Below are 14,756 nucleotides of genomic sequence, written 5' to 3'. Positions count from 1 at the left end.
CCCGCCAACCGGTCGGGGCCAGCGAGCGAAGGACACCCCGGGGAAGGCGGCGGACGGAACCGGCCGCCCGCCGCTTCGGGTTGGTTCAGCCGGCGCGCGCCGACGCGGTGCGGCGCGCGGTGACATCGTCGATCTGCAGGCCGAACGCGGCGATCATCGACGCGATCAGGCCCAGCAGGCCGAGACCATACAGGCCGCCGGAATAAGAGTCGGTCAGGTCCTTGATCACGCCGACATACCAGGGGCCGAAGAAGCCGCCCAGATTGCCGATCGAGTTGATCCACGCCAATGACGCGGCGGCGGCCGAACCCGTCAGGAACATCGGCGGCATCGCCCAGAACGGTCCCTTGGAGCCATAGAAGCCGATTGCCGCGATCGACATGCCGACCATCGCCCACCACGTGCCCATCGTCATGCCGGCGATCACCAGGCCGATGGTGGAGACGATGCAGGCGGTCAGCAGGTTCCACCGCCGCTCATGCATCCGGTCGGAGATGCGGCCCCAGACCACCATGCTGATCGCGCCGCAGATATACGGGATCATCGTCAGCCAGCCGACCGTCATGTTATGGGTCACACCCAGCGACTTGATGATCTGCGGAATGAAAAACAGCATGCCCAGGCTGGCAGTGACGATACCGAAATAGTTCAGCGACAGCAGCAGTACCTTCCGGTCGAACATTCCCTGCCAGATATTGAACGTGCGCACCGCCTCCTTCGCGGCGCGTTCCGAAGCGAGCTTGTCGATCAGCCAGGTCTTTTCCGCGGCGGTGAGGAATTTTGCCTGCTCTGGGCGGTCGATCATCACCGCCAGGGTGACGAAGCCCATGATCACCGTCGGGATCGCTTCGGCGATGTACATGATCTGCCAGCCGCGCAGACCGAACATCCCATCCAGGCTCATCAGCGCGGTGGAGATCGGCGCACCGCCGGCGACCGCGATCACGAAGCCCGACAACAGGCCGGAGACGATCCGCGCGTGATGGCGGGCGGGGAACCAGTAGGTGAAATACAGGATCATGCCGGGGAAGAAGCCAGCCTCGGCCACGCCCAGCATGAAGCGGATGACCGTGAGGCTGACCGGCCCGGTCGCGAAGGCGGTGATGCCGGCCAGGATGCCCCAGGAGATCATGATGCGCGCGATCCACAGCCGCGCGCCGACCTTCTCCATGATCAGGTTGCTGGGGACCTCGAACAGGAAATAGCCCCAGTAGAACGTGCCGACAGCGAAACCATAAGCGGTCGCGCTCAGCCCCAGATCGGTGCGCATGGTCAGCGCCGCGAAGGTCGCGTTGATACGATCGACATAGCACAGGCTGTAGGCAAGGAACGCGAACGGCAGCAGGCGCAGATAGATCTTCCGCATCGCCGTCTTTTCGACGTCGGTCTCCATGGCATGACTCTCCCTACGGGTTCGGCTCCCTGGCCGGCCCTTGTCGTTTGGCAACCGTCGCGCGACGGTGAGGGCACCGCGCGACGGTTACCGGCAGCCTGTACATGTCGCGCCGGATACGGCAACGAAATTCATGCCGGGGGCGCGCGCTTGTCATCGCCCGGCGTCATTCGCCCGGCGCCAGCTGCGAAACGTCAAGCGCCGTGCCTCATGGCCCTGCGGGGAAGGGCCTGCCGATCCGACCCGGCGGCCGGCACCGCCGGTCGACCGGATCGGACGCGTCGGCCGATTCGTCAGGCTGCCAGCCGGGCGAGCTCCGCCGCGTCGGCCAGGGCGGGGAGATCCCAGCAGGCGCGCATCAAGGTGGCGGTGCGCGCCTCGCCGATTACCGGCTCCGCCATGGTGGCGAACTTCGTCTCCAGCTCCGCGTTGGTCATCGGCCGGCTGGCGCTGCCGATGCCGTGATCGATACGGCTGGTCAGGACACGTCCGTCGCGCAGCGTGATGGTGACCACGGCGGCATCCGCGGCGAGCGCGTCATCCTGCATGGCCTCCACCCGGTCCTGGAAGCCCGTCAGGGCGGGGTCCCGCACGGCGGTCAGGGTGTCCATGTCCTGCACCCGCGCCGTGCCGCGGATGAAGGCGACGGCGACCCAGTGGTGCAGGCTGACATGGGCCTGCAGCTCGTCCATCGGGTTGCGGTTGTTGCACAGCGCCATCGCCCCCGGTGAAGCCCGGACGGCGACCGAAACGATGTCGTCCGGTTTCGGGTCATATCGGCGCCGCAGGTCCAGGCAGGCATCGATGACCGGGTGGATCACGATCCCGCACGGGTACGGCTTGTAGGTGTTGCGCAGGATCTCGAACCGCTCGCCCAGGTCGCCGGCCAGCGCGTCCAGGTCCGGCGTCTCACAGAAGACGCTCAGGAAGCCGTAGCGCCCTTCCAGGGCGGCAGGAGCGCTGGTGAAGCCGGCCTCGGCCAGCAGCGCGGCACGCAGGCCGGTCTGCGCCGCCTGGGCGGGCATCAACGGCGTGCACAGGCTGCCATGCATGGCTCGGAAGCCTCCCGCCTGCGACAGCGCGATGCCGATCGCGGCGCGGGTCGTCGCCGCGTCCAGGCGCAGCAGGCGAGACGCGGCGATGGCGGCGCCGAAACCGCCGGTGATGCCGGTGCCGGACCACGCCAACGATCCTTTCGCTGGCGGGACGGTCAGCGCCTTGCACAGCCGGCATTCCAGTTCGACGCCCCAGGCGAAGGCAGCGAGCAGGTCTGCCCCGGTGGCCGGCCGCAGTTCCGCCAGCGCCAGCACGGCGGTCGCCACCGGCCCGCTGGGATGGACGACAGCCTGTTCATGCGTATCATCAAAGCTGTAGATACTGGAAGCGAGACAATTGATCAGGGCGGCATGCAGCACATCGGCGCGCCGCGCCCGGCCGAGTAACGTTGCATGGCCGGTGCCGGCGACCGAGCGCAGCGCACGATCCGCCGCGGTAACACCATCGTGACGGGCGCCCCCCAGCGTGCAGCCGATGATATTGAAGAAGGAGCGCAGCGCCTCCTTCCGCACCGGCTCCGGCAACGCATTGACCGGCTGTTCCGCGACAAACGCCGCGATCCGGGTGGTGATACCGGTGGCTGTCGGCGGCGACATAAAATTTCCTCCATTTGCGTCTTTATCGTTCATCCGTGTCCCATCACGCCGGACAGCCTATCATCGGCGGTTGAACTCCACCACGCGAGCCCGCATGACCGGGATCCGGCGGAATATGCGAAAGCGAGGTTACGCGTGAAATCGCCGGACGCGCCAGATCGCCAGGGCGTGACGCAACATTTGAACATTTCTACATATTAGACACATCTCAACCCGCATGGGCGGCGCGGCTGCTGTCGTGTTTCACGGTTTTCAAGAACTGCATCGGCTGCACTGTCCCTCCTTCAGTCGATTCGTGGCGGCTCAGGGCCCGCATGAGGCGGGTGCGGCGGGCCGTGGGCCAGCCGTTTCGACTGCGACTTTCGGCCGAAACGGGAAAAACTTGTCCCGCACTGGGGTCTTTCCAACCTTGCGATCCGCCGATGCCTAAACCGCCAGGGAGAATCTGCCACGGACGGACAAAGAACAGTTGTTATCCTGGCAAACGGCTCTATATTCCCGGCGCCGAATGCAGGAAAGAAACAGATGACCGAGGATATTTTGACACTCACGGCGCAGATCGTCAGCGCACACGTGACCAAGAACCCGGTCAGCGTCGATGATCTGCCGGCGCTGATCCGGGAAGTGTACAAGAGCTTGTCTACGGTTGGAGAAGCCGCCCCCCTCCCGGCCGCGCTGAAGCCGGCCGTACCGGTCACCAAGTCGGTGTTTCCCGATTACATCGTGTGCCTGGAAGACGGAAAGCAGATGACGATGCTGAAGCGGCACCTGATGACGGAGCATAACATGACCGTCGATCAATACCGCGCGAAATGGGGACTGCCTTCCAACTATCCGATGGTCGCGCCGAACTATGCGGAAACCCGCTCGAACCTCGCCAAGAAGATGGGGCTGGGCCGCAGCCGCACGGCAGCGGCGCCGGTGGCCAAGAAGGCTGGCCGCAAGGCTGGTCCGAAGCGCGGTCGCGCCTGATCGCCGCGACGTTGCCGCTGGCCGGCGTTTCAGCCCTTGAAACGCCCCCCCGCACGATGCCTTTTGGAAACTCTCCCGGCGGCGCTCCCGGTGGCGTCCCACGGCCGTCCGGCAACGCCGGATGGCGCCGTCAGCGTCCCTTGAAGCCGCGCGGCTTCCGCTTTTCCTTGAACGCCGTCGCCGCTTCCTGAAAGTCCTCTGTCAAATACAAGCGCATAGGCGCCTGCATGAATGCGGCTTCCTTCGCATAGCGGTCCAGGTACCAGCGGCGCGCCCGCACCGTCGCGCGCACGGACAGCGGCGGATTCGCCGCCACCTCTCGCGCCAATTGCATCGCCGTGTCCATCAGCGCCCCCGATGGCGCCAGACGGTTGATCACATTCGCGGCATGCGCCTCCTCGGCCGTGAAGTAGCGTCCGGTCAAGGCCACCTCATCACCGAAAGCACCGGCACCGCGGAAGTGGAACTGCGCCCAGTGCTTGGCCGCGCCCAGCCCACGCGACGTCTCGGTCAACTGCAAGCGGGTTCCCGATTCGGCAACGATCAGATCGCAATCCAGCATCATCCCCAGGCCAAGACCCAGCACATAGCCATGCACCGCGGCTATGACCGGCTTGAAATGAACCGATTGAAACAGCAGGTCGGCCGCGTTCGCGCCGTGGCCCTGCGGACCGCCCAACCGCTCGAATTCCTCTCGGGACCGCAATTGCCGCTGATGCACATCGGCACCGCTGCAGAACGCCCGGCCACGCCCGCACAGGACCGCCACGTCCACCTGCGGGTCGCCGTCGAAGCGACGGAACGCCGCCATCAGCTGGCGCACGACCTCATCACTCACGGCATTCAGCTTGTCCGGCCGGTTCAGCGCGATCACCGCGATCCGATCCCGGCACTCATAGTCGACAAACTGCACGTCATCCTTCGCCGTCATGCACGCTTCCTTGTCGCCCACGCTTCCTTGTCGTCCCGCACGGCTCCCACGCGGGCGCTGCCGCCGAGGGTACTTCTGTCCGGGCACTTCTGTTCGGCTACTTCTGTTATGGTGCGAAATAGCCTAGGCTTAATTTCACCTAACGCAACCCCGGGGAGGGACGACGTCTCCATGAAACATGGCCGAATCCTGCTGCAATCGCAGGGCGATGTCACAATCATGACCTTGAACGATCCCAGCGTGCTGAACGCGTTCGGCCAGAAGTTGCGGGAGGATATGGGGCAAGCGCTCGACCAGATCGAGCAGGGAAAGGCACGCTGCCTGGTCATCACCGGCGCCGGCCGGGCGTTTTGTTCCGGTGCCAATCTGAACGATCCGGACCGGCCGCCGCGCGACCGCGCCGCCGAGGCGCGCGGTGAAACGAAAACCGATCTGGAGGCCTGGTACAACCCGACCTTCATGCGCCTGCGCGCCCTGCCGATCCCGATCATCACCGCGATCAACGGCATCGCCGCCGGCGCCGGCATGAGCCTGGCGCTGTCCGGTGACATCCGCGTCGCCGCGCGATCGGCGTATTTCCTGCAAGCCTTCGCCCGGATCGGCCTGGTGCCCGATTGCGGCTCCTCCTGGATTCTACCCCGCCTGATCGGCATGGCTCGGGCCATGGAGCTTTCACTGCTGGCGGAACGACTGCCTGCCGAAACGGCTTTGCAATGGGGCATGATCAACCGGCTGGAGGATGACGACGCGCTGATGGCCAAGACACTGGAGCTCGCCCAGGGTCTCGCCGCCGGGCCGCGATCGCTGGGCCTGATCCGCCAGATGTACTGGCAGGCGATGGAGAACGGCTATGCCGATCAGCTCGCGCTGGAATCCAAGCTGCAGACCGAGGCCGCGATGACCAGCGATTTCCAGGAAGGCGTCGCCGCGTTCCGCGAAAAGCGCCGGGCCCGTTTCACCGGCCGGTAGGTCGGGCGCCATCAGCCGTCAGAGGATTGTTCCTTATGCGCATCGGTATCGTCACCATTCCGACACCCCAGCCGTCCGGCCCGCCTCTGGTGGAACGTGTGTGCACGCTCGCCCGTGACGTGGAGCGGCTGGGCTTCCACGGGCTGTGGGTCACCGACGCCTTCGCGCGGGGCCGCCCGACCCTGGACCCGCTGATCCTGCTGGGCGCGTTGGCAGGCCAGACCAGCCGGATCGAGCTGGGCACCTGCGTCGTCCAGGTGCCGCTGCGCCATCCGGTGGAACATGCGCACCGCGTGCAGACGCTGAACCTGCTGAGCCAGGGCCGCCTGCGCTTCGGCGTGGGCAGCGGCTCCACCAAGCATGATTTCGACGCGGTGCAGGCGGACTATGACGCGCGCTTCCGGACGCTGACCGCGTATCTGGAGGTGATGCGCAAGGTCTGGGCGGCCGAACCGGTCTATGGCCCGGCCATCTCGGTCTGGCCCGGCACCGAGGGCGGACCGCCGGTGCTGCTGGGTGCCTGGCGCAGCGAACGCTGGATCAACCTGTCGGCCAAGGTGCTGCAAGGCTGGATCGCGTCCGGCATCCATACCTCCATGGAGGATCTGGCGATCGGCGTGGCCATGTTCCGCGCCGCCGGCGGCCAGCGGGCGGTGCTGGCCAATATCTTCACGGACTTCCGGCCAGAGCCGGCCGGCCTGCCGTTCACTCACACGCCGAAAATCTCGCTGTTCTGCCCGCCCGCCGAAGCACGGGACCGGCTGAAGCGGCTGGAAGACCTGGGCCTGGACGACGCGCTGCTGGTCTGCCCGTCGGACGATCCGAGCCAGTTGGAGACGATGGCGGAGATCGCGATACGGTAGAGCTTCCGCACCGGCATCAATAACCCGCCCGGGAACAGTGGCGGGCGCGATGAAGGAGACAAGTCGCGGAAGCAGACACGTCCGGTCCGTCGGGAAGGCGGGCGTTGGTTGTCTCGCCAGCCTCATGTCAGGGCCGATCTTCTCCCGGACTTCAGCTCGCCGCGATGACGTCCATCCCGCCCAGATAGGGCCGCAGCACGTCCGGCACCGCGATCGATCCATCCGCCTGCTGATACGTCTCCATCACCGCGATCAGCGCCCGCCCGACCGCCACGCCCGATCCGTTCAGCGTGTGCACGAAGCCGACCGTCTTGCCATCCGCGCCGCCGCGGAACCGGGCATTCATGCGGCGCGCCTGGAAGTCGCGGCAGTTGGAGCAGGAGGAGATTTCCCGCCACGCCTCCTGTCCGGGCAGCCACACCTCCAGGTCGAAGGTCCGGGTGGAGGTGAAGCCGGTATCGCCCGAGGACAGCACGACGCGGCGATAGGACAGGCCAAGCCGCTCCAGCACCGTCTCGGCGCAGCGCGTCATCCGCTCATGCTCTTCGATGCTCTGGTCGGGATGGGTGATGGAAACCAGTTCCACCTTCCGGAACTGGTGCTGGCGCAGCATGCCGCGCGTGTCGCGGCCGGCGGACCCGGCCTCGGACCGGTAGCAGTCGCTCAGCGCCGTCAGCCGCAGCGGCAAGGCCCTTTCCGCCAGGATGTCGCCGGCGACGGTGTTGGTCAGCGGCACCTCGGCGGTCGGGATCAGGTAGCGGCCATCCGTGGTCTTGAACAGGTCTTCCTCGAATTTCGGCAACTGGCCGGTGCCGTAGGCGCTGGCGGCGTTCACCAGATAGGGGACCGACATCTCGGTATAGCCATGTTCCTGCGTATGCAGGTCCAGCATGAACTGGCCCAGCGCGCGTTCCAGCCGCGCCAGCTTGCCGCGCAGCACGACGAAGCGGGTTCCGGCCAGCTTGGCGGCGGTGGCGAAATCCATCATTCCCAGCGCCTCGCCCAGCTCGAAATGCTGCCTGGCGGGAAAGTTCATCGGGCGCGGCTCGCCGAACTGCCGCAGCACCACGTTCGCCGTCTCGTCCGGTCCGTCGGGCACCGCCGCATCCAGGATATTCGGCAGTGCTTCCAGTTGCGCCTTGATCGCGGCATCCAGCTCCGCGGCCCGAGCCTCCAGGCCCTCCATGTCGGCACGCAGCGCGGTGGCTTCGGCCTCCAGCGCGGACGTATCGGCACCGGTGCGCTTGCCCTGGCCGATCTCCCGCGCCAGGGCATTGCGCCTTGCCTGCTTCTCCTGCGCCGCGGTGGTCGCCGCCCGCCTGTCAGCGTCCAGCGCCAGGATGGCGGCCGCCACCGGCGACAGGCCCCGGCGCGCCATGGCGGCGTCAAAGGCCGCGGGATCGGCGCGGACGGCGCGGATGTCGTGCATGATCAGACCTCGACGGGCTTCGGCTCGACCCACTTGGCCGAGAGGATGGAGATTTCGTACAGCGCGATCAGCGGCAGCGCGAGGCCGGTCTGGGTGATGACGTCGGGCGGGGCCAGGACCGCGGCGATGACGAACATGCCCACATAGGCGTAGCGGCGGAAACGCTTGAGCTGGGCTGAACTGGTAATGCCGACCTTGGCCAGCAAGGTCAGCGCCACCGGCAGCTGGAAGGTGATGCCGAAGGCGAAGACCAGCTTCATCACGAGGTCCAGATATTCGCCGACCTTCGGCAGCAGCTGGATCGGCACCCCGCCGGCACCCTGCTCGCTTTGGAAACTGGCGAAGAAGCGCCAGGCGAAGGGAAAGACGAAATAGTAGGCCAGGGCCGCGCCCAGGGCGAACAACACCGGCGTGGCGACCAGGAAGGGCAGCAGCGCCCGCTTCTCGCTGCGGTACAGGCCAGGCGCGACGAACAGCCAGACCTGGATCGCCACGATCGGGAACGCGGCGAAGGCGCCGCCGAAGAAGGCGACCTTGATCTTGGTGAAGAACGCCTCATACAGCTGGGTATAGATCAGGTGCGGATCGGGATTGCCCTGCTCCCGCAGCACCTTCGCCAGCGGCTCGGCCAGGAAGTAGTAAATCCGGTCCGAGAAGTAGTAGGCGACGATAAAGCAGATGATGAACGCCCCGCAGGACCACATCAGGCGTCGGCGCAGCTCGATCAGGTGATCGAGCAGCGGCATCGGCTTGTCGTCGATGGGATCGTCTTCGGGTCGGGCCAAGGTCGGGAATCCGTCAGTGCCGGGTGAAGTGCGGCGGGATGAAGGCCGGCGGCTCGTCCGAGGCCTGCTCGTCCGGGCTCCGGGTGGCGGCGGCCTGTGGCGGCACCAGGCCGGGCGGGATGAAGGCAGGGGCCGTCGGCTTGGCCGGCTCCGCCTCCCGCACCTCGGGGGGCGCCAGCACTGGTTCGGCAGCCGGCACGTCCGCCAGCTCCGGCCTGGCTTCGACCGCCACCTCGTCCAGGGTGGAGACTTCGGATGCCGGCGGGGACGGGGTCGGCTGGTACAGCGGATTATCGTTCAGGGCGTTGCGGATGCTGTGGTCGGGATCGACCGCACGCTCCATCACGTTCTTCAGGTCCAGGCTGCGAAGCTCATTGAACGTCTTCTTGACGTCGCCCAGGTCGGCCTCGCGCATCATGTCGTCGACATGGGTCTGGAATTCGGCGGCCATGCGGCGCGCCTTCTTGATCGCGTTGGTCACGGTGCGGATGGCGACCGGCATGTCCTTCGGCCCGATCGCGATCAGGGCGACGACGCCAATCAGCAGGATTTCCGACCAGGCAAAATCGAACATGGGTCCGCGTGCTTCTCCGAGGCGGGGTAGCTAGCAGGAACCGCCACCAGGGGGAAAGGGAGCTTGCCAACGACCCGCCCGCGCCGACGCGCGCCTCGCCCGCCGCCACCTGGCCCACCCCTCTGGCCTTTGCCTCGGCCCACGCCGCCCGCACGGCTTACCGTCGAACGCGTGCCGGGCAGTGGTTTCCGGTCATCGCGCGCGGATCAAGGCCCTTGCCGCGCAGCGGGCCGCTGAAAGCGGCGGCCTTGCATTGCCCACCGGCCGGAGAGACGATCAAGGGCAGCGTCCCGCTGCGCGACGCCCGCGCCGTTCGCCGCCACCAGCCCATCCCCCGTCAGCGATGCGCGATCGACACCGGCGGGTCCATCGGCTCGGCGGTCAGGAAGCCGATCGTATCAGCCTCCAGCACCGCACAGGTCATTTGCCCGCCGAACACCGCGCCGGTGTCGATGGCGATGCGGTTGTGGCGGACCACCGCTGTTTTCACCGGCGTGTGGCCATGCACGATCACGGCACCGAAATCCGCCTCGGAATACAGGAAGGGCTGACGGGCGCGCAGCAGGTCCTCGCGGGCCTGGTTCTCCAATGCGATGTTCGGGCGGACACCCGCATGCACAAAGGCGTACCCGCCGGCGCGGTGCATCAGGATCAGACCACGGAGGAAATCCTGGTGCGCCGCCGGGATGCGATCCTTCCACACGTCCCGCGGCCCCTCGGGGTCGATACCATAGCTCTCCAACGTCGCCTTGCCGCCGGCGAACAGCCAGTCGGTGCCGGCCGCCCGCTCGCCGGCGATCGCATCCAGCATGGTCGCCTCATGGTTGCCCATCAGGTTGAGCATCGTGGTACCGGGTACCGGACTGCCGTGCACCAGCCGCTCGATCACCCCCCGGCTGTCGGCGCCACGGTCGACGTAGTCACCGATATGCAGCAGCAGCGCCGCCGGCACCGGCCGTTCCCTGAGATCGGCCTCGATCATCTCATGCAGGACGCTCAGTTGGCGCAGACAGCCATGGATATCGCCAATGGCATAGATACGGCGGCCGGACGGCAGGCGGGCGGGCGCGGGCGATAGCTGGATCATTGGCCTCCGGTTACAGGCTGGCCGGCGGCAAATCAATGGAGCCGCCGCCCGCCGCGGCGCACGGCGCTTCCCCGCCTGGGTGCCAGCCCGCTATCCTGGGGGCGGAGGTGCCGGATGCGGAGACCGCTTGCCCTTCTGCTGCTCATCGGCCTGGCCGGCGGCATCACGGATGCGGGCACGACCCGGGCTCGGGCCGGCTGTTCCCCGATCGCCACGAACCAGCCGCGCCTGTGGCCCGCCACCGCCACCCCCGCTGGCGGAACCGCCGGCGATACCGTGCGCATCACCTTCCTGGGCCATGCCAGCTTCGAGATCGTTTCGCCCGCCGGGGTACGCGCCGTCACCGACTATAACGGCCGCAACATCCCGGCCGATCCGCCCGATATCGCAACGATGAACCACGCCCATTCCACGCACTACACGCTGACGCCCGACCCGCGCATCGCCCATGTCCTGCACGGCTGGAAGGAAGGCGATACCATCCCCGCCTTCGACCTGACGGTGCGCGACATGCGCGTCACCAACCTGCCAACGAATATCCGCACCTGGAATGGAGGCGGCACGGAGCTGTACGGCAACTCGATCTTCGTTTTTGAAACCGGCGGCCTGTGCATCGCCCATCTCAGTCACCTGCATCACCTGCTGGAGCCGAAGGACCTGGACGCGCTGGGCCGCATCGATATCGTGATGGTCGCGGTGGACGGCGAATGGACCATGAGCCAGCAGGACGCCGCGTCGGTGGTGGAGCAGATCCAGCCGCGCATCGTCCTGCCGATGCACTATTTCACACGGGACGTCCTGGCCAGCTTCCTGAACCTGATGCGCGACAAATACACGATCGACATCCGCGCCGACCCGGAGCTGGAAGTGTCGCGCGCCAGCCTGCCGACGCAACCGGCGGTGATCGCGCTGCCAGGCGGGTATTGATTGGCGACCAGGCGCGGACTACCGCCATCCATCAGCGTCGGCAAAGGCACGATCGTCATGGAGGATTTCGGGGAGGATTTCGGGAAGGATCTCGGACGCGCCGGGGCAATTTTCGTCATCGGCCGGAACACCGGCACCAACTCGCCCCGCATGATGACCGACCTCATGGAGGCTCGGCAGCGCCGCGCAGCCATCGCCACGGTCAATCCGATGCCGAAACGCGTCCGATATCAACTGGGATATCAGCTGGAGCCGGTAACATAGGCCGTCAGGCTCTCCACCGTCGCCTCCTGCTGCATGATGCGCGCCTTGACGACATCGCCGATGCTGACGAGACCGATCAGCGCCTCGTGGTCCACCACCGGCAGGTGGCGGAACCGCCCGGCGGTCATCATCTGCATCGCCTCCGCGACCGTGGTGTCCGGGTGCGCCAGATGCAGCGCCCGGGTCATCAACTGGCCGGCGGTCATCTCCAGCGTGCGTGCGCCATTGGCAGCCAGGGAGCGCACGATGTCCCGCTCACTCACCACGCCCAGCAACTGGTTGGCGTGGTCGATCACCAGCACCGCGCCGATCCGGTGTTCGTTGAGGATGGCGGCCACCTCACTGATCAACGCCGTCGGGGAGATCGTGAAGACGCTATAGCCCTTGTGCTTCAGAATCGCAGCGACAGTTGTCATGGCCTGTCTCCCTTTTTCAGGTAGCAACGATCCGTCGGGTTGCGATTTATTCTTGAGACACTTTTGAAACGCGGATCGCAGCCCGCACCCGTGTAAGCAGGCACTATGCGCGATCGGCCGGGCGCGGCGCAAATACTTGCCGTGCGGTGCAACAAACACAAAACGGAAGCGATGGACCGGCTGGCCACCGGTCCATCGCTTCCTGACCTGCCCCGCTACCGCGGCGCTCGCAGCCAAGGCGGACGGCTGCGAGCGCAATCCGCTAAAGCCCCGCTAAAGCAGAGTACTGCCAGCCATAAGCCCCGCCACCAGCAGGACAACGAAAATCACGATCGCAATGAAGAACAGGATGCGCGCGATATCGGCGGAAGCCGCGGCAATGCCGCCGAACCCGAAAATTGCGGCGATGATCGATATCACCAGAAAGAACAGCGCAAGTTTGAGCATCAGTGTATCCCTATTCTACCAGGACTGCCCCGCCTACATGGGATTCGCCCGTTCGTTTCGCACATCACACGTCGTTGAGCGCCATCAGAGACACTGGATATCCGATCCTAAACGAAACCAGGCGGCCTCTCGGCCGCCTGGGTCGCCGTCACATCGTCGTGAGTCGATCCGGCCCACCGGGCCGGGCCAGGATCATTCCGCCGCCACCAGGTGCGGTGCCGGCACGGGCGCCGGGGCGAGCTGCGTGCTCACCAGTTCCGCGAACTTGCCGTTGCGGGCCAGCAGCGCATCGAAGTTGCCGGCCTCGACGATCTCGCCGCCATCGAACACCAGGATGTCGTCGGCGTCGCGCACGGTGGACAAGCGGTGCGCGATGATGAACGTGGTCCGTCCGGCCATCAGCGTCTTCAGCGCGCGGCTCACCTTGGCCTCGGTCGCGGCGTCCAGCGCGCTGGTCGCCTCGTCCAGGATCAGGATCGGCGGGTTCTTCAGCAGCGCCCGAGCGATGGCCAGGCGCTGGCGCTGGCCGCCGGACAGGGTTGCGCCGCGTTCGCCGATCATCGTGTCATAGCCCTTCGGCTGGCGGACGATGAACTCATGCGCGTCCGCCATGCGGCAAGCCTGCTCGATCTCCTCCTGCGTCGCGTCCTCGCGGCCCACCAGCAGGTTGTCGCGGATCGTGCGGTTGAACAGCAGGCTCTCCTGGAACACCACGCCGATATTGGCGCGCAGGCTGTCCAGCGTGACGTCGCGCAGATCCTGCTTGTCGATGGTGATCCGGCCCTCGGTCGGGTCCCACAGACGCTGCAGCAGGGCCATGGCGGTGGTCTTGCCCGCGCCGGTGTGGCCGACCAGCGCCACGTTGGTGCCCGGCTTCGCGGTGAGGGACACGTTGTTCAGCACCTTGGCGCCGCTGTTGGGATAGGCGAACGATACATTCTCGAACCTCACCTCGCCCCGCGGCGCCCACAGGCGGCGAGCCTCCTCCTTCTCCGGCACGGAGCTGCGGGCATCCAGCACCGCGAAGAACTCCTCCAGCGCCGGCAGCTTGAAGAACAGCGAGGACACGAAGGAGGCGGCGGTCTCCAGCCGGCCGATCAGCATCATCGCCAGGCCCATGAAGCTGACGATCTCACCCACGCTGGCCAGGCCATGCACGTGCAGCCAGGTGCCGATCACGACGATGGTGATCACCGCGATCGTGCTGGACGCGCGGGTCATGACATTGACCAGCGCCCACCAGTTCAGCACCGGGAACTGGTGCTTGATCACCTGCTGGGCGAGGTCGCCGAACAGCCGTGCCTCGGCCGACAGGCGGGTGAAGGACTGCACGACCATGACGTTGCTCAGGGCATCCTGCGCCGTGCCGGCCAGGGCCGCGTTCAGGCCCTCGACCTTGCGCTGCGCCGTCTCGGTCTTGCGCACCACCAGGCCGGTGACGAGCAGGAAGACCGCGACCAGGGCAATCAGGACGCCACCCAGGCGCCAGTTCAGGAACAGCGTCAGCGGCAGGATCACGATGACGGACAGGATCGTGGAGAGCTGATCGCGAAAGAACACCAGCCAGGTGCCGAACAGCCCGTCGGTGCCGGACAGCATCGACTTGATCAGCCGGCCGGAATGGGTGTCGCCATGGAAGGACAGCGGCAGCGACAGCACGTGGCTGAAATACCGCCCCATGCTCTTGATCCGGTGCCGGTGTGCCAGGCGCTCGGTCAGCAGCGAGACCACGATGTTGCCAACGATGCCGCCGACGCCGACAGCCGCCCAGATGGCAAGCAGCGCCGTCGCTTGCGCCCAGAGCGCGTTCGCGCCCAGCTTGTCGGAGCCGGTCAGCAGATTGATCACATGGCCGAACAGGACGGGGTCGAGAAACTGCAGCCCGACCACCAACAGGTTCGCCACGGCCAGGACGCCCGCCAACCGGATGTCGCGGCCCAACAGGCCCAGCACCCGCCCATACACTCGCAAAAATCTCATGTGCATGTCCCCACAGGAGAGAAGGGCTCTCCCGTTCGCCGTGGAGACATACGCGCAGGTTGTGGCA

Annotated in this window: 14 protein-coding genes and 1 pseudogene; 5 read left to right on the top strand and 10 right to left on the bottom strand. The window is 66.4% G+C overall.

Going from position 1 to position 14,756, the window contains the following annotated elements; all coding sequences use genetic code 11:
• Positions 1–85: 85 nt before the first annotated feature.
• The gene (locus VHC04_RS16395; RefSeq protein WP_325683203.1) at positions 86–1,393 is read right to left on the bottom strand and encodes an MFS transporter; all 1,308 of its coding nucleotides are present in this window, start codon (positions 1,391–1,393) and stop codon (positions 86–88) included.
• 293 nt (positions 1,394–1,686) lie between these two features.
• Complete coding sequence (locus tag VHC04_RS16390; protein WP_325683201.1) at positions 1,687–3,045, bottom strand: MmgE/PrpD family protein; 1,359 nt, start codon at positions 3,043–3,045, stop codon at positions 1,687–1,689.
• Positions 3,046–3,570: 525 nt separating this feature from the next.
• On the opposite strand from VHC04_RS16390, the gene VHC04_RS16385 reads away from it, so the two are divergent.
• A complete protein-coding gene (locus VHC04_RS16385; RefSeq protein ID WP_325683199.1) occupies positions 3,571–4,017 on the top strand; it encodes a MucR family transcriptional regulator in 447 nt (148 codons plus the stop codon).
• 130 nt (positions 4,018–4,147) lie between these two features.
• On the opposite strand, the gene VHC04_RS16380 is transcribed toward VHC04_RS16385, so the two are convergent.
• On the bottom strand, positions 4,148–4,948 hold the full coding sequence (locus VHC04_RS16380; RefSeq protein WP_325683198.1) for an enoyl-CoA hydratase/isomerase family protein: 801 nt from the start codon (positions 4,946–4,948) through the stop codon (positions 4,148–4,150).
• A gap of 171 nt (positions 4,949–5,119) precedes the next feature.
• Here VHC04_RS16380 and VHC04_RS16375 point away from each other — a divergent pair, with 171 nt between their 5' ends.
• Positions 5,120–5,917: an enoyl-CoA hydratase/isomerase gene (locus VHC04_RS16375; RefSeq protein ID WP_325683197.1), complete on the top strand. Its 798-nt coding sequence runs from the start codon at positions 5,120–5,122 to the stop codon at positions 5,915–5,917.
• Between the two features lie 35 nt (positions 5,918–5,952).
• On the top strand, positions 5,953–6,780 hold the full coding sequence (locus VHC04_RS16370; RefSeq protein ID WP_325683195.1) for an LLM class flavin-dependent oxidoreductase: 828 nt from the start codon (positions 5,953–5,955) through the stop codon (positions 6,778–6,780).
• A gap of 151 nt (positions 6,781–6,931) precedes the next feature.
• Here the strand turns inward: VHC04_RS16370 and serS are convergent, their stop codons facing one another.
• The 4 genes from serS to VHC04_RS16350 all read right to left on the bottom strand — a co-directional run bounded on the left by serS (position 6,932) and on the right by VHC04_RS16350 (position 10,655).
• Complete coding sequence (gene serS / locus VHC04_RS16365; RefSeq protein ID WP_325683193.1) at positions 6,932–8,209, bottom strand: serine--tRNA ligase; 1,278 nt, start codon at positions 8,207–8,209, stop codon at positions 6,932–6,934.
• 2 nt (positions 8,210–8,211) lie between these two features.
• Complete coding sequence (gene tatC, locus VHC04_RS16360) at positions 8,212–8,955, bottom strand: twin-arginine translocase subunit TatC (protein WP_325683317.1); 744 nt, start codon at positions 8,953–8,955, stop codon at positions 8,212–8,214.
• A 52-nt stretch (positions 8,956–9,007) separates the two neighbouring features.
• A complete protein-coding gene (gene tatB / locus VHC04_RS16355) occupies positions 9,008–9,568 on the bottom strand; it encodes a Sec-independent protein translocase protein TatB (RefSeq protein WP_325683191.1) in 561 nt (186 codons plus the stop codon).
• Between the two features lie 337 nt (positions 9,569–9,905).
• Complete coding sequence (locus VHC04_RS16350) at positions 9,906–10,655, bottom strand: metallophosphoesterase family protein (protein ID WP_325683189.1); 750 nt, start codon at positions 10,653–10,655, stop codon at positions 9,906–9,908.
• A 114-nt stretch (positions 10,656–10,769) separates the two neighbouring features.
• Here VHC04_RS16350 and VHC04_RS16345 point away from each other — a divergent pair, with 114 nt between their 5' ends.
• Together VHC04_RS16345 and VHC04_RS16340 are read left to right on the top strand one after the other, a co-directional pair.
• Positions 10,770–11,582, top strand: coding sequence for an MBL fold metallo-hydrolase (locus VHC04_RS16345; protein WP_325683187.1), 813 nt, complete (start codon positions 10,770–10,772; stop codon positions 11,580–11,582).
• Positions 11,583–11,588: 6 nt separating this feature from the next.
• A pseudogene (locus VHC04_RS16340) lies at positions 11,589–11,804 on the top strand (hypothetical protein); the annotation flags it as partial.
• A gap of 20 nt (positions 11,805–11,824) precedes the next feature.
• Here the strand turns inward: VHC04_RS16340 and VHC04_RS16335 are convergent.
• The 3 genes from VHC04_RS16335 to VHC04_RS16325 form a co-directional block, all read right to left on the bottom strand.
• Positions 11,825–12,262: a CBS domain-containing protein gene (locus VHC04_RS16335; RefSeq protein ID WP_325683185.1), complete on the bottom strand. Its 438-nt coding sequence runs from the start codon at positions 12,260–12,262 to the stop codon at positions 11,825–11,827.
• Between the two features lie 273 nt (positions 12,263–12,535).
• Positions 12,536–12,709 (bottom strand): DUF1328 domain-containing protein, encoded by a 174-nt coding sequence (locus VHC04_RS16330; protein WP_325683183.1) that lies wholly within the window; start codon positions 12,707–12,709, stop codon positions 12,536–12,538.
• Between the two features lie 192 nt (positions 12,710–12,901).
• The gene (locus tag VHC04_RS16325) at positions 12,902–14,689 is read right to left on the bottom strand and encodes a glucan ABC transporter ATP-binding protein/ permease (protein WP_325683181.1); all 1,788 of its coding nucleotides are present in this window, start codon (positions 14,687–14,689) and stop codon (positions 12,902–12,904) included.
• Between the last annotated feature and the right edge of the window lie 67 nt (positions 14,690–14,756).

Origin of the sequence: Rhodopila sp. (genome assembly GCF_035548095.1) — a bacterium.
Taxonomy (GTDB): domain Bacteria; phylum Pseudomonadota; class Alphaproteobacteria; order Acetobacterales; family Acetobacteraceae; genus Rhodopila.
The sequence above is the reverse complement of the archived record's forward strand: the minus strand, read 5'-3'. Positions and strand labels throughout refer to the sequence as shown.